Raw genomic sequence first — 22,359 nt, 5'->3', positions numbered from 1 at the left:
AAAACCCTGCCGCATGGTCCGCGCCCTAACGCGAGCCCTCCCAGGAGATCCTGTTGAACGACTATTTCCCGCTGCCGATGGCGTCGCTGTCCTTCCCCAACATCGACCCGATCCTGGTTCAGATCGGCCCGCTGGCTGTGCACTGGTACGGCATCGGCTATATCGTCGGCATCCTGTTCGCCTGGTGGTACGCCAAGCGGCTCGTCACCAACACAAGGCTGTGGCCTGATGGCGTCTTGCCGATGAAGCCGATCGACCTCGACGATTTCATCGTCTGGGCCGCCGTCGGCGTCGTGCTCGGCGGACGCACCGGCTATGTGCTTTTCTACGATTTAAAGCGCTATATCGACCACCCGCTCGACATCTTCGCCGTCTGGCAGGGCGGCATGTCGTTCCATGGCGGCCTGCTTGGCGTCATCCTCGCCATGACGCTGTTTTCCCTCAAGCGCGGCATCCGCACCTGGACGCTGTTCGACGTGGTGGCAGCCGGCGTGCCGGTCGGGCTCGGCCTCGTCCGCATCGCGAACTTCGTCAATGCCGAACTCTGGGGTCGCGTGACCGACGTGTCGTGGGGCGTCGTCTTCTGCAACGAGCGTCTCCAGCAGACCGTGGCGGGTTGTGTCGCGGGCCTGGAGCCTCGCCATCCGAGCCAGCTCTACGAAGCGCTGCTCGAGGGCGCGGTGCTGTTCCTGGTCCTGCGCTTCCTCACCCATTCGCGGCTGAAGCTGAAGACGCCGCGCTTTGTCGGCGGCGCCTTCATTTGCGGCTACGGCCTGTCACGCATCTTCGTAGAGTTCTTCCGCGAGCCCGACCAGCAGCTCGGCTACCTCCTCGGCGGCTGGCTCACCATGGGCATGGTGCTGTCGCTGCCGATGGTGCTGGCCGGCATCTGGGCGATGGCCACAGCCAAACCGGCGCCGCAACCACAGCCGGCATGACACGGCTGAAGACCCGCATCGTCGACCTGATCGGCGCGCTCGGCCCCCTCCCCGTCAACGAGTACATGGCGCTCTGCCTGTTCGATCCCAGCGACGGCTACTACACCACGCGCGAGCCGTTCGGCGCCGCCGGCGACTTCGTCACCGCACCCGAGATCAGCCAGATGTTCGGCGAACTCGTCGCCGTCTGGCTCTATCAGGCCTGGCTGGCGATCGGCCGACCCCTGCCGGTCACCATCGCGGAGATCGGGCCTGGCCGCGGCACGCTGATGAAGGACATGCTTCGCACCCTGACGCGGCTCGATCCGGCTATCGCCGCCCGAGCCTCCTTCGCTCTGGTCGAGACCAGTCCGCGGCTGACCGAAATCCAGAAGCAGACGCTTGCCGAAACTTCGGTTGAGCTCGGCTGGCACGAAACCATCGCCACACTACCGCAGGCGCCGTTGCTGATTGTCGGCAACGAATTGTTCGACGCTGTGCCGATCCGCCAGTTCATCCGCGCCGGCGCCGGCTGGCGCGAACGGGTGATCGGCCTCGATGTCTCAGACGAGTTGAGCTTCTTCGCCGGCGCCGGCTCGGTCGAGGCGATGCTGCTGCCGGAAGACGCCGCCGAGGCGCCACAAGGCTCTATTTTCGAAATAGCACCGGCCCGCGCGGCACTGATGGCGACCATTGCCGAACGCATGGCCGACCACGGCGGCGCCGGGCTGTTCCCTGATTACGGCCATTTCCAGCCCGGTTTCGGCGACACATTGCAGGCCGTGCGCAGGCACGCCCCAGAAGATGTGCTGGCCAATCCCGGCGAAGCCGATCTCACCGCCCATGTCGACTTCGCGGCACTGGCCGCCGTCGTGCGGGCGCATGGCCTCGATGTGGAATTGGCGACGCAGGGCGACTTTCTGCTTGGCATGGGATTGCTTGAGCGAGCTGGCCAGTTGGGCAGCCAGGCAAGCCAAGAGGCACGACAAACCATTGCCGATGCCGTCGAGCGCCTGGCCGGACCCGACGGCATGGGCACGCTGTTCAAAATCCTGAAAATCCTGCCGCATCAGCCAGTCTGACCCTCAGAGATCGTTACAAGCCGTCCCGCCATGTCGCTTGTGGTCGCATGCCTGCTTTTGGCCAATGCAAAGTCGACGCAGCAGCACTGTCGCAATCACTCGGCCGAACTTCGCCTTGACGAAAACGCCGGCGCGGACAACAAACCCATCCATGCTGAATCAGACCAAACCGGATCCTGTTCGCTCGCCGCTGCTGGAAGCGGCCAAGCCGCGAGGTATCCGCCATGGCTATTTCACCCGTATCGGCGGCGTCTCCGGCGGCATCTATCAGGGACTTAACATCGGCACCGGGTCGGATGACGATCAGATGCTGGTCGCCGAGAACCGCCGCCGCGTCGCTGCCTGGATGGGTGTGCCGGCCAGCCATCTCCTGACCGCGCATCAGGTCCACTCGCCCGATGTCGTTATTGCCAGGGAACCCTTTCCCGGCCCGCGGCCCAAGGCCGACGCCATCGTCACCGACCGGCCGGGCATCGCCATCGGCGCCTCGACGGCCGATTGCGGCCCGGTGCTGTTCGCCGATGCGCAAGCGCGCATCATTGGCGCTGCACACGCCGGCTGGAAGGGCGCTTTCACCGGTGTGCTTGAAAACACCATTGCCGCGATGGAAAGCCTCGGCGCCCGCCGTGAGCGCATCATTGCGGTTCTCGGTCCTTCGATCGGCCCCGACAATTACGAGGTCGGGCCGGAATTCGTCGCCCGTTTCGTCGAAGCCGATGCCGAAAACATCGGCTATTTCGCGCCTTCGGCCAATCCGGCGCATGCAATGTTCGATCTCAACCTCTATACGGTCGACCGGCTGAAGAAGGCTGGCGTGACCGCGCAGGGGCTTGGCCGCTGCACCTATGCCGAGGAGGATCTCTTCTTTTCCTACCGGCGCGCGACGCATCGCAAGGAACCGGACTACGGTCGGCAGGTTTCGGCAATTGTTTTGGAGAACGGATAATGGCGCTGCATTTCGAACGGTCGGAATTTGACGCCCGGCGTGACCGGTTGATGATCGAGATGACGGAAAAGAAGCTCGATGCTGTACTGCTTTTCGCCCAGGAGAGCATGTACTGGCTAACCGGCTACGACACGTTCGGCTTCTGTTTCTTCCAGTGCCTGGTTGTGAAGGCTGACGGCTCGATGGTGCTGCTCACCCGCTCGGCCGATTTGCGCCAGGCGCGCCACACATCGATCATCGACAACATCGTGCTGTGGACCGACCGCGACGGCGCCAACCCGGCGGTCGACCTGCGCAACCTGCTCAACGACCTCAATCTCCTCGGCGCCCGCATCGGCGTCGAATACGACACCCATGGCCTGACCGCCTTCAATGGCCGCCGCGTCGACGAGCAGCTGCAGACCTTCGGCCAGATCGCCGACGCCTCCGGTATTGTCGGCCGTCTGCGCCTGTTCAAGAGCCCGGCTGAAATCGCCAAGGCCGAAAAGGCCGCCAACCTTTCCGACGACGCGCTCGAAGCGGCCCTGCCGCTGATCAAGCAGGGCGGCGACGAAGCGCTGATCCTTGCCGCCATGCAGGGCGCGGTGTTTGCCGGCGGCGGCGACTATCCGGCCAATGAATTCATCATCGGCTCGGGCATCGACGCGCTGCTCTGCCGCTACAAGGCCGGGCGCCGCAAGCTGACCAAGAACGATCAGCTGACGCTCGAATGGGCCGGCGTGTTCCATCACTATCACGCGCCGATGATGCGCACCGTGCTGACCGGCAAGGCGTCGAAGCGCCATCAGGAGCTGTTCGACGCCGCCCGCGCGGCTCTTCTGGCGGTCGAGAAGGCGATGACGCCCGGCAACACCTTCGGCGACGTCTTCGACGCGCATGCCCGCACGCTGGAGGCGCACAGCCTGACCAAGCATCGGTTGAACGCCTGCGGCTATTCCGTCGGCGCCCGCTTCACCCCGTCCTGGATGGACATGCCGATGTTCTACCAGGGCAATCCCGAGCCGATCGCGCCCAACATGACATTGTTCGCGCACATGATCATCATGGACTCCGAAACCGAGACGGCGATGACGCTTGGCCGCACCTACCTGACCACCGAATCCCAGCCGAAGCCGCTTTCACGCCATGATCTCGACTTGATCGTACAGTGAATCCATAATGGTTGGTCCACGCGGGGGCGTTCGCGACTAAGGAGTTTTCGGGCAGATGAGACGATCGCATGTGACGACCGTGTCATTGCTCGCAGCGCTTGTGCTGGCCGCTTGCACCAATGCCAAGGACGTCCTTGAGCCGTCCGCCATCACGCCGCCGGCAGCCTCGGCCCAACCGGCTCAGCCCTTGGCTGCCCCGGGCATCGCGCCCGCCGCCACACCAGCGCCGGCCGTCGGCGCCACGACACCCGCCAACCCCGCGCAGAGCGCCGCCGCTTTGTCGAAGACCCGGCTGCAGATCGCGCCGATCGTCGGCGCCTCCGTGGAAGCGGCAACGCCGCTGACGGCCGAACTGCAGACACGCGCCAAGCAGCGCGGCATCACCCTTGCCGGCAGCGCCGACCAGGCCGCCACCCATGTGCTGAAGGGCTACTTCTCGACCATGACGGAAGGCAAGGATACCACCGTTATCTATGTCTGGGACGTCTATGACCCCGCTGGCAACCGGCTACACCGCATCAATGGCCAGCAGAAGGCGCCCTCGGTCAATGCCGCCGAAGGCTGGCCCGCGGTTGCACCCGCTACCATGCAGGCGATCGCCGACCAGACGATCGACCAGTTCGCGGCCTGGCTCGGCGGCAGCGCCGGCTGATCCGCCTGTTACCGGCTTCCGTTCACTGTTGACGTTTTTGAGATTAGCCGGCGGATTCCCGTCAACGAGGCTTGCAATACCGGCACGGCTCGCTACAAGCCCGATTAAGAGGACCTCCCCATCCTTCGCCAGGAACGGTGCATGAAGCTTTTCGCGGGCAATTCCAACCGGGTGCTGGCCGAAGCGGTCGCCCGCTATCTCAATGTCCCGCTGGGCAAGGCCAGCGTCAGACGCTTCGCCGATCAGGAAATCTTCGTCGAAATCCAGGAAAACGTGCGCGGCGAGGATGTCTTCATCCTGCAGTCGACCTCGTTCCCGACCAACGATCATCTGATGGAACTGCTCATCATGATCGATGCCTTCATGCGCTCCTCGGCCAAGCGCATCACCGCGGTCATCCCCTATTTCGGTTACGCCAGGCAGGATCGCCGGGCCTCGGGCCGCACACCGATCTCGGCCAAGCTGGTCGCCAACATGATCACCCGCGCTGGCGTCGACCGCGTCTTGACGCTCGACCTCCATGCCGGCCAGATCCAGGGTTTTTTCGACATTCCGACCGACAATCTGTTCTCGGTGCCGGTGATGGCCCGCGACGTGAAGGCAAAATACAAACAGCTTGCCAATGTCGTCGTCGTCTCGCCCGATATTGGCGGCGTGGTGCGCGCCCGCGCGCTCGCCAAACGCTTCGACGCACAACTGGCCATCGTCGACAAGCGCCGCGAACGTCCCGGTGAATCCGAAGTGATGAACATCATCGGCGCGGTCGCCGGCAAGGATTGCCTGCTGATCGACGACATCGTCGATTCCGGCGGCACGCTGTGCAACGCCGCCGATGCGCTGCTCGCCAACGGCGCTACCAGCGTCACCGCCTATATCACCCACGGCGTGCTGTCGGGCGGTGCGGTCGCCCGGATCAGCGGCTCGAAGCTGCAGGAACTGGTGATCACCGATTCCATCCAGCCGACGCAAGGCGTGCTCGACGCCCCGAATATCCGCGTCATCTCCATCGCCGACCTGATGGGCGAGGCGATTTCGCGCACGGCGACCGAAGAGTCCGTGTCGAGCCTGTTCGATTAATCCATGTTGCCCAAAAGCGTGCCCACGGGCCTGGCTCGGGGGTAATCTCCTTTTTGGAATCTGCCCCAAACCGTCGTGAAAGGAGCCAGCTGATGCGCAATCGAATCAAGGCTGCAGGCATCGCAGGAATGCTTCTCGCAATCGGCATCGCCAGCGCGGCCTATGCGCCGACAATCGCTCCGGTTTCGACCGCGCAGGCGCAAACGGAATATCTTCCCACCGAAAAGGATTTCATCGGCAAATGGAGCATCGCAGGGTCCGCAATCCGGCCACCGCGTGATCTGAAAGAGCCGGCGAAGCCCGACCAGGAAGCGTCTGCGACCGAATTTCAGCAGACTGTGACCGCCTTTTATGGCGCCTTCGACTATCTGGAGATCACGGCGGACGGCCGCTACAATTTTCACCAACCGGGTGACCCGGCATCGGGGCCTTGCGTCTGGTGCGGGACATGGTCGTTCAAGAACGATTCCGTGTGGCTCGAACTGGACACGGCACCCAGGCTCGACATCTACACCGAGGGCGGCGACATGCAGATGACCTACACGGCCGAGCCTGAAGAGACGTCACGATACAAATGGCTTGTTTTCAGCTGGACCAAGGCTGATTGAACTGAGGGGTGAGGCGTTCTCGCGCACGCCAACCGAAGCATCGGTGTCAAGCCCGATCTCCTGAGGCGGGCAGTCAGTCCATGGTTGCATTGTGCGAGGAGTTCACCATGGCCATACTGCCCCTCCAATCAACGGAGGAGTAGCAGATGCGGCGTAGGACTTTGCTCGGGCTCGCGGTTTCCATTGCAGCCACCCTTTCAGTACCGGCGGCCTGGGCCGCCGATTTTCCGGACCGGACCATCACCATGGTTGTCCCCTTTTCCGCCGGTGGCTCGACGGATCTGGTCGCGCGCCTAGTCGCCAACAAGATGTCCGAAAAGCTGGGCCAGCAGATTGTCGTCGAAAATGTCGGCGGCGCCGGGGGCAGCATCGGCGCTGCCCAGGTCGCCCGAGCCGAACCGGACGGCTACACGATCCTGATGGGCACGGTCGCAACCCACGCGCTCAACCCGCTGATCCTGAAGACAAAGCCCTACGATGCGGAGAAGGATTTTGCGCCGATATCGTTGCTCGTGCTGGTGCCAAACGTCCTGGTCGTGAACCCTGAATTCCCTGCCAAGGACGTCAAGGAACTGATCGAGATGCTGAAGAAGGACCCGGACAAATATGCCTACGCCTCATCAGGCAATGGCACCCCGCTCCATCTCTCCGGCGAGCTTTTCAAGACGATGGCCGGCGTCAGCATGCAGCACATTCCCTACAAGGGCGCCGGACCGGCCTTGAACGACGTTATCGGCAATCAGGTGCCGATGATGTTCGACAACCTCCCCTCTTCATCGGGCCATATCAAGAGCGGGACGCTGAGAGCGCTTGGCGTCACCACCAAGGAGCGCGTTCCCTCCTTCCCCGACATACCGGCCATTGCCGAAACCATTCCCGGCTATGAAACCTACAGCTGGAACGCTCTGTTCGCGCCCGCAGGCACGCCGCCCGAGGCCGTCGCCGTTCTTCAGAAGGCGGCAGTTGAAGCCCTGAAAGACCCTGATGTGATCGCCCGCATGGCCCAGTTCAGCGCCTCGATCGTGGCCTCCACCCCGGAAGAGCTTGGAGTGCATGTGAAGGCCGAACTCGCCAAATGGGAACCGATCGTCAAGGCCAGCGGCGTTCAGCTGGACTAGGGCCTACGGCAAAGTACTGCGGGCTTTTCCTGGCGCTACGGCGCCGGGGCCTCAAGTCGAGGCTGAGCCCGCCGCATGCCTTCGTCGCGGGCGCCGCGCATATAGCCGCGCGGCGAGGCGCCGAGCATGCGCTTGAACATGGTTATGAATGCCGGCACGCTGTCATAACCGAGGTCGAGCGCCACCCTGGTGATCGGCTCGCCATCGGCGAGCCTGGGCAGGGCCGCAAACAGGCAGGCCTGCTGGCGCCAAGTCGACAAGGACAGTCCGGTCTGGCGCTGGAAGGCGCGGGTGAACGAACGGCGGCTCATGCCTGCGGCATCCGCCCACTCGTCGATCGTGGCGTGCGGCGAAGGTGCCGCGACAAAGCGTCGGCAGAGCGCCGCCAGCTTCGGGTCGGACGGGAACGGCAGCCCGAGCGGCCGTTCCGGCAAGGTCGGGATCTCGTGCAGCAACAGGTTCATGATCAGCCCGCCGCGGCCTTCCAGTTCGCCGCCTTGCGGCAGCTTTTCCGATTCGACGATCAGGCTGTGCATCAGCTCGGTGATGCCGACGACGCGCAAACCTTCCGGCAGGCCGGGGATAGCGCCCGGCATGACATAGACCGAGCGCATCGAGACATCGCCCAGCATTTCGACAGAATGCTCGGTGCCGGCCGGTATCCACATTGCGTGGTCGGGCGGCACCATCCAGCGCCCGTACCTGGTCGTCACCAGCACGACACCGACCAGCGCATGCAGCAGCTGGCTGCGGCTGTGGCGGTGTTGCGGCACGAGGTAACCGTCGGGATATTCGGTCGGCAAAGCCACCGCCGGCCCGGAAACCTCCTCCAGCCACTGCCAGCGGCTTTCGTGCAATCGGCCGAGATCGGCATTGCCGGCGCGGAAGATGTCCCTGCCATGTGGCATCGGCTATGGCCCACTTGCGAAACTATTGGACCAAACCACGAAAGAAGTCGCCTCGCAAGCGGCTTATAAGGCAGCCATCCCCAAGGCGCTCCGCAGGGGCGTCGCCCAAGCGCTTCAGACGAGCGTCCTTAAGGCGGTCCGCGGGAGCGGCCGCCAAGCCTGCCCGCGGGCAAACACCCGCCAAAAAGACCTCGGAGCCTGCCTTGACCGATACGACAGCCACCAGCATTGCACCGCAGCCAAGCGCCAGCCTCCCTTCAGCCCAGGCGACCGCCTTCACCGTCATTCTGGCGGTGAGCTTTTGCCACGGCATCAACGACATCATGCAATCGCTGCTGCCGGCGATCTATCCGCTGCTGAAAGAGAATTACGGTCTCGATTTCTGGCAGATCGGTCTTCTGACCTTCACCTTCCAGGTCACGGCGTCGCTGCTGCAGCCGGTCATCGGCATGATCACCGACAAGCGGCCAATGCCCTATTCGCTGCCCTACGGCATGGCGTCCTCGCTGATTGGCCTGATCGTTCTGGCCTATGCCGGCCACTATGCGCTGCTTCTGGTCGGCGCCTCGCTGATCGGCATCGGCTCGGCGATCTTCCATCCGGAATCCTCGCGCATTGCCCGCTTTGCCTCCGGCGGCCGCTTTGGCCTGGCGCAATCTTTGTTCCAGGTCGGCGGCAATTTCGGCCAGTCGATGGGGCCGCTGCTCGCTGCCTTCATCGTTGTGCCCTTCGGCCAGACCAGCATTTCATGGTTCGCTGTCGGGTCTCTGATCGGCATCATCGTTTTGTCGCGGGTCGGCGGCTGGTACAGCCGGATGCGCGCCGCGCAGGGCAATCGCAAGGCGGCAAGCTTCGTCTCCCCCTTCCCGCGCAAGAAAGTGATGGGTGCGCTCATCGTCCTGACGTTGCTGGTGCTGACCAAGAATGCCTACATCGCCTCGCTCTCCAGCTACTACACCTTCTATTCCATCCATAAGTTCGGCGTGTCGGTGCAGATGAGCCAGGTCATGCTGTTCCTGTTCCTCGGCGCCTCGGCGCTGGGCATCCTGCTCGGCGGACCGTTCGGCGACCGCTACGGCCAGAAGGCGATGATCTGGTTCTCGATCGTCGGCGTGCTGCCGTTCACGCTGGCGCTGCCCTACGCCAATTTCGAATGGACGATGGTGCTGACGGTGCTGATCGGCCTGATCCTGTCCTCGGCCTTCTCCAACATCGTCGTGTTTGCGCAGGAGTTGGTGCCGGGACGTGTCGGCACCATCGCCGGGATCTTCTTCGGCTTCGCCTTCGGCATGGGCGGCATTGCAGCCGCCGTGCTCGGCGTCGTCGCCGACATGAAGGGCATCGATTTCGTCTTCCAGATCTGCTCGTATCTGCCGCTGCTCGGCCTGCTGACGGTGTTCCTGCCCAACATGAAGGAAGCCAGGAAGGCGCAAGCGGCGGCCAGATAAAACCGGTCGATTTTGCGGATTTGACGCAGGGCGCGGCATTGCTGCGCCCTCTGTGATTCTTTCACCATGCGCTGGTTGAAAAGCCTGCTAGAGATAGTCATCAACGAAGGCTTGGGGCCTTCGACGTCTCTGGGGGATGACATGCGCAAGATCGTATTGGCCGTATTGGGTGTGCTTCTTGTTACCTTGCCGGCGACGGCACGCATCGTTCCCTTTCCGCCGGGTTTCAAGACGCAGTCCGTCGAAACCAACGGCACCAAACTCTATGTGCGCGTTGGCGGCAAGGGTCCCGCCGTCGTGCTGCTGCACGGCTTTGCCGATACCGGAGACATGTGGGGCGCCGCGGCCATCGCCCTCGCAAAGGACCACACCGTCATCGTGCCGGACCTGCGCGGCATGGGTCTGTCGGCCCACCCGGAAGCGGGCTACGCCAAGAAGAACCAGGCCGTCGACATCGCCGGCGTGTTGGATGCCCTGAAGATCGACAAGGCAGATCTCGTCACCCACGACATCGGCAACATGGTCGGCTATGCGCTCGCCGCTCAGTATCCCAAGCGCATCACCAAATGGGTTATCATCGACGCGCCGCTGCCCGGCATAGGCGACTGGGAAAAGATCAAGCAAAGCCCGCTGCTTTGGCACTTCAACTTCCGCGGCCCTGATATGGAGCGGCTGGTCGCGGGGCGCGAGCGCATCTATCTCGACCGCTTCTACAACGAGTTGTCGGCTGACCCCAAGAAGATCGACGAGGCGACGCGCAGGCACTACGCCAAACTCTATGCCCGCCCGCATGCGATGCATGACGCCTTCGAGCAGTTCAAGGCGTTTGACCAGGACGCGATCGACAACCAGGCGATGCTTGCCGCCGGCGGCAAACTGACCATGCCGGTACTGGCTGTCGGCGGTGAAAAATCCGCCGGCACTACGCAGGCCGATCTCCTGCGGCTTGTTGCGACCGATGTAACGAGCGGCATCGTGCCCGACTCCGGTCACTGGATCATGGAGGAAAATCCCGACGCGACCGTCAAGCTGATCACTGGTTTTCTCGATAAATAAGGCACCGCCTCGCTGACATTTCGATGAAAGCAAAGGCACCCGCCCGGCGGCGGGTGCCTTGCTTATCCGACTGGACGATGTCTATTCAACTGAACGGTTCTACGCCTTGAAGAACGCCAGCAGGTCGGCGTTGATCACATCGGCGTGGGTGGTCGCCATGCCGTGCGGAAAACCCTTGTAGACCTTGAGCTCGCCCTTCTTGAGGAGCTTGACAGCCAGCAGCGCGGAGTCGGCGATCGGAACGATCTGGTCGTCGTCGCCATGCATGACCAGCACCGGCACGTCGATGGCCTTCAGATCGTCGGTGAAGTCGGTTTCCGAGAACGCCTTGATGCAATCATAATGCGCCTTGGTGCCGCCCATCATGCCCTGGCGCCACCAATTCTCGACGACAGCCTGCGATACCTGGGAGCCGGGGCGGTTGAAGCCGTAGAACGGGCCGGCCGCAATATCGTGGAAAAACTGGGCGCGGTTGGCTGCCTGGGCGGAGCGGAAACCATCGAACACCTCGATCGGCAGGCCACCCGGATTGGCCGCCGTCTTCAGCATGACCGGCGGCACCGCGCCGAGCAGTGCGGCCTTGGCGACACGGCCACCGGAACCGTACTTCGCGACATAGCGGGCCACTTCGCCGCCACCGGTGGAATGGCCGACATGGATCGCGTCCTTGAGGTCGAGATGCGCCGCAAGCTCCGCGACATCAGCGGCGTAGGTGTCCATCTCGTTGCCGGTATCGGTCTGGGTGGAGCGGCCATGGCCGCGCCGGTCATGGGCAATGACGCGATAGCCCTTGGACAGGAAGAACAGCATCTGGGCGTCCCAGTCGTCGCTGCTCAGCGGCCAGCCGTGATGGAAGACGATGGGTTGTCCCGTTCCCCAATCCTTGTAGAAAATTTCGGTGCCGTCCTTGGTGGTGATCGTGCTGCTGCCGGGCTTGGTCATCTCGCTCTCCATTGATTGCTTCCGCGATAATCAATATCGCGATAACCATACGACTAGCGCAGGTCCAAATCCTTGTCTACAGAAAATATGTATCGCGATATCATTTTTCGTGGTACATATTGATGTGCTCAGTCGGCAAAGGAATGCCTCGTGCCTCTCCCGTTGGACAACCAGCTCTGCTTCACGCTTTACGCCACCAGCATGGCAATCAATCGCACCTACAAGCCCATGCTGGACGAGATGGGCATCACCTATCCGCAATATCTCGTGCTGAACGCACTTGCCGAAGCCGGCGGGATGTCGGTCGGCTCGATTGCGCACAGGCTCGCTTTGGAATCGAGCACCATCACGCCGCTGGTGAAGCGCATGGAACAGGCCGGTCTCGTCACCCGCCAGCGCAGCCAGACGGACGAGCGCCAAGTGCAGGTCGACCTGACGCCTGCCGGCCGCGCGCTGCTCGTCCAGTGCAACTGCCTCAACGAAACCCTGATCGAACGCTCGGGCATGACGATGGCTGATCTCGATGCCTTGAATCGGCGGATCCAGGCGCTGCGCGAAGCGTTGAGCAGCAAGCCGGACTAGCTGCCCTACAAACACGCCAGGCTTAATCCTTGCCGGCCAGCCAGCGCATGATGTTGGCCATCAATATGCCGTAGAGCGGCCATCCCAAAAAATCCTGCGACAGCCAGTGCGGGCCGATGTCTGTCGCCCACGCGACGGTGCGGCCACGGCCATGCTCACGAACCGCCAGCAGCGGCCAGTCGGTGCCGCGATACTGGCAGGTCGCCAGAAGCTGGGACGAGCCGTCGCGCCTGAAATCGAGTTTGTTCATGCCGAGGATCGGCGGCAACGGACCCGCGACACCGGCAAGGATCGGATGCGACGCCTGAAGGATCGACGGCTGCAGGCCTTGCGGCACTTCCAGCCCGTCCGAGAATGGCAGGCAGCGCACGGGCAGGATGTCCTCGACCGGGGTGTCGTGGAAACGCGCCGTGCCGAACATACCCTGGAATCCCATATAGCCTCCGGCCAGCATCAGCCCGCCGCCGCCTTCGACATAGGCCTTGAGGACCTCGAGGCGGTTGACGCCAATGCGCCCGGCGCGGGCCTCCGGCGTGACCAGCAAGGTCAGCGCGCCGACATCGGAGATCACCACCGCCTGGTATTCGGCCAGCGCGTCGAGGTCATACGGAAATTCGGCCGCGCAGCGATCGCCACCGATCTGCGTCACCGCTATGCGCTCTGCGGCAAGGGCGGCATTGAAGGCCGTCGCGCCATTCACCCATGTCGCACTTGTCAGAACGTCGCCGCCGGCAGCGACCGACGTCGTCGCCGCGAAGGTCTCGCCTGCCAGCAAGAGTTTCATCGTCGCCCTCACGCTTTTCGACTGACAATTGAACGAGCGGGCGCCGGCTTGAACCGGCGCCCGCCGGGCCTTGGGAGGCTTAGAACTTAAACTCGGCCAGGTTTTCCGGCGTCACGATCTTGGCCGGGCCAAGGATCAGTTCGCCGCTGGCCCCGATCGTGTATTCGCCGAGCCTGCCCGCCGTGAACTTCTCACCTTCCTTGCCGGTGATCTTGCACTGCGCCAGCGCCTGGGCCGCCTGATAGGTCAGGTAGCCGAGATCGGTGACATTCCACCAGATATCCTGGGCAGAGCCATCCTTGATGTATTTCGAAATCAAAGTGGCCGGCGCAAGGCCGGTCAGCTTGACCTTGCCGATCATGCCGGCTTCCTCGAGTGCGCGCGCGGCCGCCGGAAGGCCAATGCCTGCCGGCACGATGATCACCTTGAGATCCGGAAACGCCTGCACCAGCGCCAAGGCCTGCTGCTGGTTGACCTGCTCGCTCTCCTCGCCATAGGCGACCTGCACCAGTTTCATCTTGGCGTATTTCGGCTCTGCCGCCATCTTCGCCTTCATGAAGTCGATCCAGGCGTTCTGGTTGGTCGCCGTCGGCGTCGACGACAGGATGGCGAACTCGCCTTCGCCGCCGCTGAGGTTGAATGCGCTTTCCAGCATCATTTCGGCCAGACTGTCGCCCTTCACCTGGTTCACGAACACCGCGCGCGCATCGGCCGCGACGTCGGAATCGTACGAGATCACCCGGACGCCTTGCTGAACGGCGCGCTTCAGCGCAGGCGCAACCGCATTGGCGTCGTTGCCGGCGATAGCGATGACCCCGACCTTCTGCGACACAAGGCTGTTGATGAATTCGATCTGTGCCTCGGCCGTCGCTTGCGAAGGGGCAACCTGGGTGGCGGTGCCGCCAATTTCCTTCGCCGCCTCTTCGGCGCCGCCGAAAGCCACCTTGAAGTAGGGATCGGTGTCGAGCTTGGGCAGGAAGCCGACGGTCACCGGTTCCTTGGCGCATTCCTGGCTGTAGGCCAGCGAGGCCGGCGCAAGCAGAACCGCGGATGCGAGCAGGGCTATTCTAAACGCTTTCATTGTGTCTCCTCCGTCAGAATTCGGGCTTGAAGAAAGGGGCCCGAGATCACCCCTTGGTTTCGCGCAGGACGCGCGATCTTGACAGCCGCTCCTCCAGGGAGCGCCAGTAATTGCCGACCAGCAGCGAGCCGATCAGGAGCAGGCCGATGATCATGCCTTGGGCGTCGCCGCCGATCTGGTTGAGCGCCAGCACATTGCGGATGATGGCGATCAACAGCAGCGCCAGCATGACCCCCGTGAGCCGCCCCTTACCACCGAAGACGCTGACGCCGCCGAGCAGCACGATGGTGATGACGTCGAGTTCCATGCCGAGCGCATTGTTGGCGCGGGCGTTGGAAAGGCGCGCGGTGTAGACGATGCCGGCGATGGCCGCGACGAGGCCCGAAACGACGAAAAGCTTCAGCACCATTTGGCGCGTGCCGATGCCGGAATAGCGCGCCACTTCGGGGCTGCCGCCAAGCGCATAGATGCGCTTGCCGGTCGGCGTCTTCTGCAGCACCACCGCGAAGATCGGCGCCAGCAGCAGGAACGGCACGATGGTCCACGGGATTTGTGTGCCCGGCAGATTGCTGATGCCGAAATCGACAACCGCCGGCGGCAATATGTTGACCGAACCGGTGCCGAGCAGGATGTAGCCAATGCCCCGATACAGCGCCATGGTGCCGAGCGTCACCACCAGCGACTGCAACCCGAGGCCCGACACCAGATAGCCGTTGAAGGCGCCGAGCAGGCCGCCGAAGACGAGCGTCAGCGGAATGGCGGCCAGCGTCGGCACGCCGCCCTGGACGAGCAGGCCAAAAATCACGGATGTCAACGCCAGCACCGAGGCGATCGACAGGTCGATCTCGCGGGTGATGATGAGCAGCGTCATCGGCAGGATCAGCAACGCCTTTTCCGAGGCGCTCGCCCCCAGCTGAGAAAGGTTAAAGCCGGAAACGAAATTCGGCACGAAGGCCGCCGCATAGATAAAGACGGCGAGGCAGGCGGTCGCCAGCAGCAGATCCCAGAAGTCGATCGAGCGGATAAACTTTCTCATCTCGCCCTCGCCTGTCTTGCCTGTTCGGCACGCCGCGCGATGAAGGTGTCGATGCCGATGGCAACCAGGATCACCAGGCCATAGACGCCCTGCAGCCAGAGCGGGTCGACACGCACCAGCGTCAGCCCGTTCTTGATGACCAAGAGAGTGAGCGCGCCAAGGATGATGCCGAGCAGCGTGCCCGAGCCGCCGCGGATGGCGACGCCGCCGACCACTGCAGAGGCGATCACCGTGAGTTCGAAGCCGAGCGCGACGCGGGCATCGATGGTGGCATAGCGCGATGCCCACAGCGCCCCGCACAGACCGCCGAGCAGGCCGGCCATGCCGAAGGCCAGCAGGATGCGCCGGTCGACCGGGATGCCGATCAGCCTTGCGCCGTCGGGATTGGAGCCGGTGGCAAACAGCTCGCGTCCGGTTGCGGTGCGATAGAGCAGCACATAGCCGGCGCACAGGATGACAATAGCGATGATGACGATCAGCGGCACGCCTGCGATCTTCAGCCCGGTCATGTCGAGCCAGGCTTGCGTGACTTCGTCGGCGCTGACCTGGTCGCCCGCCGCCCAGATCGAGTTGAAACCGCGGAAGATCGACATCGAAGCCAGCGTAACGACGATGGCCGGGATCTTTCCCCTGGTAACGACAAGGCCGTTGAGCAGTCCGGCAAAGCCGCCGACCGCGCAGGCGGTGATCAGGCCGATGCCGATGTCCAATCCGGGATAGGCCTGAACCATGCTGGCCGCCATATAGGCGGAGAGGCCGATCACAGCTGCGATCGACAGGTCGATGTTGCGGGTGATCAGCACCAGCATCTGCGCCAGTGCGGCGACAATCAGCAAGGCCGCGTCCATCGACACAGCGGTGAGGTTCGCCGCGCTCACCATGCGCGGGTTGATGATGGTGACCGGAATGGCGACGGCGAGCATCGCCGCAAGCAGGCCGAATTCCCGCCGCCTCAGAAAATCGAACGGTCCTTTTGCCTTTTCCTCCTCGGCGGCGCGTTCTATCTGCGCTGCCTGGCCGGCACGTTCATCGGTCCTGGTCGCCGCTTCCAGTACCTTTTCCTGCGTGGCTTGCCCGCGCGAAAACTCAGCAGTCTGGCGGCCTTCGCGCAGCACGACAATGCGGTCGCACATGCCGATCAGCTCGGGCATCTCTGACGAGATCAAAAGGATCGCCATGCCTTGCGCGGCAAGGTCCGCGATCATTGCATGCACTTCCGCCTTGGTGCCGACATCGATGCCTTGCGTCGGCTCGTCGAGGATGAGCACGCGCGGCTCGGTGCGCAGCCACTTGGCCAGCACCACCTTCTGCTGGTTGCCGCCGGATAACTCTTTCACCGGCTGCCCGTAGCCGGAAAAGCGCAGCTTCATGCGCTTCAGCCAGTCCGCCACCAGACCGATGGCGCGGTCGGTGCCGTAGAGACCGCGTTGTGCGGCCTTGTCGAGAACAGGTAGCACCGCATTGTCGAGGATGGAGAAATCCATCACCAGGCTCTGGCCCATGCGATCTTCCGACACATAGGCGATGCGCGCATCCATGGCGTCGCGCGCCGAGGCGAACTGCACGGGCTTGCCGTCGATCAGGATTTCGCCGGCGTCGGGCCGGTCGATACCGAACAGCACGCGCGCAATCTCGGTGCGTCCGCTGCCGACCAGGCCGCCAAGCCCCAGCACCTCGCCGGCGTGAAGCTTGAGGTCGATACCGGTAAAGCCGCCGGCGCGCGAAAGTCCCTTCCCCTCCAGCACCAGCGCGCCTGAGGCATGGCGCCGTTCGGGATAGAGGTCGGTGACTTCACGCCCGACCATCATGCTGATGGCGGCAGCACGGCCAAGCTCGGCCTTCGGCTTGACGCCGATCAGGCGCCCGTCGCGCAGCACCGCGATGCGGTCGGCGATGCGGAAGATCTCGTCCATACGGTGGCCGACGAACATCATCGCCACGCCGTGCAGCCTGAGATCGGCAACGACGGAAAACAGCCGCTCGACCTCGCGCTGTGACAGCGCCGCCGTGGGCTCGTCCATGATCAGCACGCGGGCATCCAGCGACAGCGCGCGGGCGATCTCGACCAGTTGTTGTTCAGAGGTACGCAGTGTTCCCAGCCGCGTTGCCGCCGGCACGTCGAGCCCGACGGTAGCCAGCACCTTGCGGGCGCCGGCCAGCATGGCGGCATTGTCGATGCCGCCAAAGCGGTCGCGCGGCATGTGGCCGAGATAGATGTTCTCCGCCACCGACAGATCGGGAAACAGGCCAGGATGCTGGTGCATGACCGCAATGCCGGCCGCCTGCGCGTCATGCGGCGAATGGAAGACGGCTGATTTGCCGTCAACCTCGACATGACCGCTGGTGGGAGAATGCACACCGGCGAGAAGCTTCACGCAGGTGCTCTTGCCGGCGCCGTTTTCGCCAAGCAGCGCCAGCACCTCGCCGGAGCGCAATTCGAAGGAGGCGTCCTTGAGCGCAATCGTGCCGCCGAAAGCCTTCGTCGCCTGAACCAGGGCAACAGGAACAGCCCGCACCACCGCAGCGTCGGCTTCGCTTTGTGTGCCCGAGTGCAGCACGTCTCCTCCCTGACCGTTATTTTTTCAATTTGCTATATTAAATAGTGCAAAGGCGCAACGGCAAAATTGACTTCCATGGTTCCGACGCGCACTGTCGCCGCCAACATAGGCACCGCAGGGTGCGCTCGGCCGCAGGTGGTTTGCGGGCTTCGCGCCGGGAACGGGACATTTGGGGAGTGCGGGTTTTGTCAGGGAAAGGCAGCAATTCTGTCAAAGTTCGGCACTATAATGAGCGTTTCGTGCTCGACGCCATCCGTCGCCTCAAGGAAGCCTCCAAGTCCGATCTGGCGCGCGCGGCAAGCCTGACGCCGGCGGCCGTCGCTGCCATCGTCGACGGCCTGGAATCTTCCGGATTCGTAAAGCAAGTGGGAAAAAGGTTCGGGCAGCGCGGTTCGCCCTCCACGCTGTACCGGCTGACGCCGGAGCGCATCTACAGCGTCGGCATCAAGATCGGCCGGCGTGCGCTTGAAGCCGTTCTGGTCGACTTCGCCGGTGAAATCCGCGCAAGAGAGTCGCACGAATACCGCTTCCCCGATCCTGATTTGGTGCTGAAGGCCGGCAACATGGCGCTGGCCACCTTCGAAAAGCTGGTGGATGGGCTTGGCGATGCCAGCATCGTCGGCGTCGGCATTGCCTCACCCTATTTCCTCGGCGGCTGGAGCGAGGAACTCGGCTTTCCCGACGATCTCGGCAGCCGCTGGGAGGCGATCGACCTGACGACATGCTTTGCCACGCCGGCGAAGACGCCGGTGTTCGTGGAAAACGACGCCACGTCGGCGGCGCTGGCCGAACTTGTTCAGGGCGCTGGCGCCCGCTTTCGCGATTTCATGCACATCTCGATCGACACTTTTGTCGGCGGCGGCCTTGTGCAAGGCGGCAGGGTCCATACCGGGCCGCATGGCAACAGCGCTGCCCTCGGACCCTTGCCGGTCTCGCCCTCAAGCCTCGATTCGGTGGCGGCGAAGCCTGCGCGCTACCAGAGCCTGCTGCATCGCGCCTCGATCTATGTGCTGGTCAATCACCTGAGGTCGCGCGGCGTGGTGATCAATCGTGTGCGGGAACTCGATCCGTTGCCACCCGAAGCGCGCGTGCCGCTGTTCGAATGGATCGACGATTGTGCGAGCGCGCTGGTCGAGGCGATCATCGCCATCACCTCCATCATCGACATCGAGGCCATCGTTCTCGACTCGATCCTGCCCAGGCCGATCCATCTCGAACTGCTGGCAAGGGTGCAGACCCAGTTCAACCAGGCCAGCGCAATCGGCATCGTGGCGCCGGAGATCGTGTCGGGGCAATTCGGCCCTGAGGCCTCCTCGATCGGCGCTGCCATGCTTCCGTTCTCGGCGCTGCTGGCGCCCGACAGCGGCGTGCTGATGATCGGCAAGGACCGGACGAAACTGCTGAGCGCGCTGTCCACGCTGGGTGGCGCCAAGGGAAACGGATCAAATCCGCCCGCCGACCTGCCGGCCTGAGCGCAATGCGGCGCCCAACGCAGGATCGGCCGCCCTTGCCCGCCATGGCTTGCACCCTTTCCCGCCTTCCGCTATAGAGCCGCCACCCGCGTAGACACCCTTGGAGGCAACGCGGCGGAAGGCTGCCTTCCCTTGTGATCCCGAACAAAGCTCCGCGTATGCGGTTTCTGGCATTCGGACATCCAGGCCTGGCGGCTTTCGACGTTTACGGTCCAGGCACACTGCCACCGCAAACGCTCCATAAAACGCGAAAGGAAATGCCATGAGCCACGATACTTACGAGCTCAAGGCCGAAGCGCGCGAACAGGTCGGTAAGGGGTCCGCCCGTGCAGTTCGCCGCAACGGTAAAGTGCCTGCAGTTATCTACGGCGACAGACAGCCTCCCCTGGCGATTGCGCTGAACTACAAGGACGTCTTCTACAAAATCCATGGCGGCGGGTTTTTGACCACGATCGCCACGATCGACGTCGACGGCAAGAAAATCCAGGTTCTGCCCAAGGATTTCCAGCTCGACCCGGTCAAGGATTTCCCGGTCCATGTCGACTTCCTGCGCATCGGCAAGGACACCGAGGTCAACGTCGACGTGCCCGTCCACTTCATCAATGAAGACAAGTCGCCCGGCATCAAGCGCGGCGGCGTGCTCAACATCGTGCGTCACGAAGTCGAGTTCCACTGCCCGGCCAATGCGATCCCGGAATTCATCACCGTCGATCTCACCGGCGCCGACATTGGCGATTCGATCCACATCTCGGCGGTTACCTTGCCGGCCGGCGTCAAGCCGGTGATCTCCGATCGCGACTTCACCATCGCGACAATTGCCGGCTCCTCGGCGATGAAGCCGGAGACGGAAGAGACGGCGGAAGCGGCAGCCCCCGAAGCGGCGGCTCCTGCTGCCGAAGAGAAGTAATTTTCGGGCCCGGAGTTCACGATGCTTGTCTTTGCAGGCCTCGGCAATCCGGGCGCGAAATACGCTGATAACCGGCACAATGTCGGCTTCATGGCGGCGGACGCAATTGCCCGCCGCCATTCGTTTTCGCCCTGGTCGAAGAAGTTCCAGGGCCTGATCGCCGAAGGCACGATTGCCGGCGAAAAGATTCTCCTGATCAAACCGCAGACCTTCATGAACCTGTCGGGACAGCCGATCGGCGAAGCCTTGCGCTTCTACAAGCTCGGCCCCGAGGCGCTGACCGTCTTCTACGACGAGATCGACCTGCCGGCCGGCAAATTGCGGGTCAAGGTCGGCGGCGGCGCCGGCGGCCACAACGGCATCCGCTCGCTCGACCAGCATGTCGGCAAGAATTTTCGCCGCGTGCGCATCGGCGTCGGACACCCCGGCGTCCGGGAAATGGTGCATGGCCATGTTCTCGGCGACTTCGCCAAGGCCGATCGCGAATGGCTGGACGTGCTGCTCGACACCATCGCCGACGATGCCGGGCTGCTGGCCAAGGGCGACGACAGTTCCTTCATGAACCGCATTACTCTGGCCTGGCGTGACAAGCTGGTGCCGACCAGCGACGACGACCGGCCGCCGCCCAAGGCGCCGAAGGCTGAAGGTCCAAAGGCTCAAAGTCACATCCGCCAGGCACGGCCACAGCAGGCGGCGGCCAAGCTGCCGGAAAGCGGCCCTATGGCCGCCATGCTGAAGAAACTGTTCGGCAAGAAGGACTGAGCGTCGATAGGATCGGGACCGCGGGGCTTGACGTTGCTCACCCCTATCGCCCATAGCCCTCATCAAATTTCTAGTTTCCCGATAGGACCGGACACATGGGTTTCAAATGCGGCATCGTTGGCTTGCCCAACGTCGGCAAGTCGACGCTTTTCAACGCGTTGACCAGGACGGCGGCGGCGCAGGCCGCCAACTATCCGTTCTGCACCATCGAACCGAACACCGGCGAGGTGGCGGTGCCCGATCCGCGGCTGCAGAAGATCGCCGCGATCGCCAAGTCGAAAGAGATCATCCCGACCCGCATCTCCTTCGTCGACATTGCCGGCCTGGTGCGCGGCGCCTCCAAGGGCGAAGGGCTGGGCAACCAGTTCCTCGCCAACATCCGTGAGGTCGACGCCATCGTGCATGTGCTGCGCTGTTTCGAGGATGACGACATCACCCATGTCGAGGGCAAGATCGACCCTGTCGCCGACGCCGATACGGTCGAGACCGAGCTGATGCTCGCCGACCTCGACAGCCTCGAGCGCCGCATCGTGCAGATCCGCAAGCGCGCCGGCAGCAAGGACAAGGAAGCAACCACCGTGCTGCCGATGATGGAGGCAGCACTCGAGCTCCTCCAGGCCGGCAAGCCGACCCGCATCCTGCTCAAGGGCATTTCAGCGGAAGACCTGCGCATCCTGCAGGGACTGAACCTCTTGACCTCGCACCCCGTGCTCTATGTATGCAACGTCGCCGAAGCCGACGCCGCCACCGGCAACGAGCACACCAGGGCCGTGGAAAAGATGGCGACCGCGCAGGGCGCCGGCACCGTGGTGATCTCAGCCGCGATCGAGGCCGAAGTCGCCCAGCTCTCCGACGAGGAAGAGATGGAGTTCCTGTCCTCGCTCGGCCTCGACGAACCTGGCCTCAACAAGGTCATCCGCGCCGGCTACGATCTGTTGCATCTCATCACCTATTTCACCGCCGGGCCGAAGGAAACGCGCGCCTGGACGATCCACAAGGGCGACAAGGCCCCGCAGGCGGCCGGCGTCATCCACACCGATTTCGAGCGCGGCTTCATCCGCGCCCAGACCATCGCCTATAACGACTACGTCACACTGGGCGGCGAAGTGGCGGCCAAGGAAGCCGGCAAGGCGCGCGACGAAGGCAAGGAGTATGTCGTCCAGGACGGCGATGTTCTGCTGTTCAAGTTCAACACCTGATTTCTTGTAGCACGCCACCCATGGCGGCGCGGCCATGTAGAAGGCTGGCGCCTAAATCTCGCAGCAGGTACGA

General features: G+C 63.4%; 21 protein-coding genes. 15 read left to right on the top strand and 6 right to left on the bottom strand.

Annotation, left to right across the window (positions count from 1 at the left end; all coding sequences use genetic code 11):
• The first annotated feature begins 53 nt into the window (after nucleotides 1-53).
• The 8 genes from lgt to X750_RS143540 all read left to right on the top strand — a co-directional run bounded on the left by lgt (nucleotide 54) and on the right by X750_RS143540 (nucleotide 7,551).
• Nucleotides 54-938, top strand: a complete 885-nt coding sequence (lgt, locus tag X750_RS143510) for a prolipoprotein diacylglyceryl transferase (protein WP_023672032.1) — start codon at nucleotides 54-56, stop codon at nucleotides 936-938.
• Nucleotides 935-1,999, top strand: coding sequence for a class I SAM-dependent methyltransferase (locus tag X750_RS0133360; RefSeq protein WP_031243214.1), 1,065 nt, complete (start codon nucleotides 935-937; stop codon nucleotides 1,997-1,999). The genes lgt and X750_RS0133360 overlap by 4 nt, the downstream gene beginning before the upstream one ends.
• Before the next feature lie 151 nt (nucleotides 2,000-2,150).
• Nucleotides 2,151-2,945 carry a peptidoglycan editing factor PgeF gene (pgeF, locus tag X750_RS143515; protein WP_023695793.1) on the top strand — a complete coding sequence of 265 codons (795 nt, stop codon included), beginning with the start codon at nucleotides 2,151-2,153 and terminating at the stop codon, nucleotides 2,943-2,945.
• Nucleotides 2,945-4,096, top strand: coding sequence for a Xaa-Pro peptidase family protein (locus tag X750_RS143520; protein WP_023733348.1), 1,152 nt, complete (start codon nucleotides 2,945-2,947; stop codon nucleotides 4,094-4,096). The genes pgeF and X750_RS143520 overlap by 1 nt, the downstream gene beginning before the upstream one ends.
• Nucleotides 4,097-4,151: 55 nt before the next feature.
• Nucleotides 4,152-4,748: a hypothetical protein gene (locus X750_RS143525; RefSeq protein WP_023686118.1), complete on the top strand. Its 597-nt coding sequence runs from the start codon at nucleotides 4,152-4,154 to the stop codon at nucleotides 4,746-4,748.
• A gap of 141 nt (nucleotides 4,749-4,889) precedes the next feature.
• Entirely contained in the window at nucleotides 4,890-5,825 is a 936-nt protein-coding gene (locus X750_RS143530; protein ID WP_023686119.1) for a ribose-phosphate pyrophosphokinase, read from the top strand.
• Nucleotides 5,826-5,917: 92 nt separating this feature from the next.
• On the top strand, nucleotides 5,918-6,433 hold the full coding sequence (locus tag X750_RS143535; RefSeq protein ID WP_023733349.1) for a hypothetical protein: 516 nt from the start codon (nucleotides 5,918-5,920) through the stop codon (nucleotides 6,431-6,433).
• Between the two features lie 146 nt (nucleotides 6,434-6,579).
• Complete coding sequence (locus X750_RS143540) at nucleotides 6,580-7,551, top strand: tripartite tricarboxylate transporter substrate binding protein (protein ID WP_023695796.1); 972 nt, start codon at nucleotides 6,580-6,582, stop codon at nucleotides 7,549-7,551.
• 35 nt (nucleotides 7,552-7,586) lie between these two features.
• Here X750_RS143540 and X750_RS143545 read toward each other — a convergent pair whose 3' ends face one another.
• Nucleotides 7,587-8,459 (bottom strand): helix-turn-helix transcriptional regulator, encoded by an 873-nt coding sequence (locus X750_RS143545; protein ID WP_023733350.1) that lies wholly within the window; start codon nucleotides 8,457-8,459, stop codon nucleotides 7,587-7,589.
• Between the two features lie 203 nt (nucleotides 8,460-8,662).
• On the opposite strand from X750_RS143545, the gene X750_RS143550 reads away from it, so the two are divergent.
• Together X750_RS143550 and X750_RS143555 are read left to right on the top strand one after the other, a co-directional pair.
• On the top strand, nucleotides 8,663-9,907 hold the full coding sequence (locus tag X750_RS143550; RefSeq protein WP_023733351.1) for an MFS transporter: 1,245 nt from the start codon (nucleotides 8,663-8,665) through the stop codon (nucleotides 9,905-9,907).
• A gap of 141 nt (nucleotides 9,908-10,048) precedes the next feature.
• Nucleotides 10,049-10,963 (top strand): alpha/beta hydrolase, encoded by a 915-nt coding sequence (locus X750_RS143555; RefSeq protein WP_023691576.1) that lies wholly within the window; start codon nucleotides 10,049-10,051, stop codon nucleotides 10,961-10,963.
• 99 nt (nucleotides 10,964-11,062) lie between these two features.
• Here the strand turns inward: X750_RS143555 and X750_RS143560 are convergent, their stop codons facing one another.
• Nucleotides 11,063-11,905: an alpha/beta hydrolase gene (locus X750_RS143560; protein WP_156932425.1), complete on the bottom strand. Its 843-nt coding sequence runs from the start codon at nucleotides 11,903-11,905 to the stop codon at nucleotides 11,063-11,065.
• 150 nt (nucleotides 11,906-12,055) lie between these two features.
• Here X750_RS143560 and X750_RS143565 point away from each other — a divergent pair, with 150 nt between their 5' ends.
• Complete coding sequence (locus tag X750_RS143565; RefSeq protein ID WP_023670043.1) at nucleotides 12,056-12,487, top strand: MarR family transcriptional regulator; 432 nt, start codon at nucleotides 12,056-12,058, stop codon at nucleotides 12,485-12,487.
• Between the two features lie 22 nt (nucleotides 12,488-12,509).
• Here the strand turns inward: X750_RS143565 and X750_RS143570 are convergent, their stop codons facing one another.
• The 4 genes from X750_RS143570 to X750_RS1000000164895 form a co-directional block, all read right to left on the bottom strand.
• The gene (locus tag X750_RS143570; protein ID WP_023733353.1) at nucleotides 12,510-13,271 is read right to left on the bottom strand and encodes a glutamine amidotransferase; all 762 of its coding nucleotides are present in this window, start codon (nucleotides 13,269-13,271) and stop codon (nucleotides 12,510-12,512) included.
• Between the two features lie 79 nt (nucleotides 13,272-13,350).
• Complete coding sequence (locus tag X750_RS143575; protein WP_031203833.1) at nucleotides 13,351-14,352, bottom strand: rhamnose ABC transporter substrate-binding protein; 1,002 nt, start codon at nucleotides 14,350-14,352, stop codon at nucleotides 13,351-13,353.
• Nucleotides 14,353-14,398: 46 nt separating this feature from the next.
• Nucleotides 14,399-15,388, bottom strand: coding sequence for an ABC transporter permease (locus X750_RS143580; RefSeq protein ID WP_023733354.1), 990 nt, complete (start codon nucleotides 15,386-15,388; stop codon nucleotides 14,399-14,401).
• Nucleotides 15,385-17,946, bottom strand: coding sequence for an ATP-binding cassette domain-containing protein (locus tag X750_RS1000000164895; protein WP_023748158.1), 2,562 nt, complete (start codon nucleotides 17,944-17,946; stop codon nucleotides 15,385-15,387). The genes X750_RS143580 and X750_RS1000000164895 overlap by 4 nt, the downstream gene beginning before the upstream one ends.
• Nucleotides 17,947-18,185: 239 nt before the next feature.
• Here X750_RS1000000164895 and X750_RS143585 point away from each other — a divergent pair, with 239 nt between their 5' ends.
• The 4 genes from X750_RS143585 to ychF all read left to right on the top strand — a co-directional run bounded on the left by X750_RS143585 (nucleotide 18,186) and on the right by ychF (nucleotide 22,286).
• Nucleotides 18,186-19,418, top strand: a complete 1,233-nt coding sequence (locus X750_RS143585) for an ROK family transcriptional regulator (RefSeq protein WP_245260953.1) — start codon at nucleotides 18,186-18,188, stop codon at nucleotides 19,416-19,418.
• Nucleotides 19,419-19,680: 262 nt separating this feature from the next.
• Complete coding sequence (locus X750_RS143590; RefSeq protein ID WP_023686131.1) at nucleotides 19,681-20,325, top strand: 50S ribosomal protein L25/general stress protein Ctc; 645 nt, start codon at nucleotides 19,681-19,683, stop codon at nucleotides 20,323-20,325.
• 21 nt (nucleotides 20,326-20,346) lie between these two features.
• Nucleotides 20,347-21,087: an aminoacyl-tRNA hydrolase gene (gene pth, locus X750_RS143595; protein WP_023705908.1), complete on the top strand. Its 741-nt coding sequence runs from the start codon at nucleotides 20,347-20,349 to the stop codon at nucleotides 21,085-21,087.
• Nucleotides 21,088-21,182: 95 nt separating this feature from the next.
• Complete coding sequence (gene ychF, locus X750_RS143600; protein WP_023683702.1) at nucleotides 21,183-22,286, top strand: redox-regulated ATPase YchF; 1,104 nt, start codon at nucleotides 21,183-21,185, stop codon at nucleotides 22,284-22,286.
• The last annotated feature ends 73 nt before the right edge of the window (nucleotides 22,287-22,359 follow it).

It is taken from the genome of Mesorhizobium sp. LNJC391B00, from assembly GCF_000502535.1.
Classification (GTDB): domain Bacteria; phylum Pseudomonadota; class Alphaproteobacteria; order Rhizobiales; family Rhizobiaceae; genus Mesorhizobium.
Note: the sequence above shows the minus strand (reverse complement) of the source record. Positions and strands in the feature narration are given on the sequence as shown.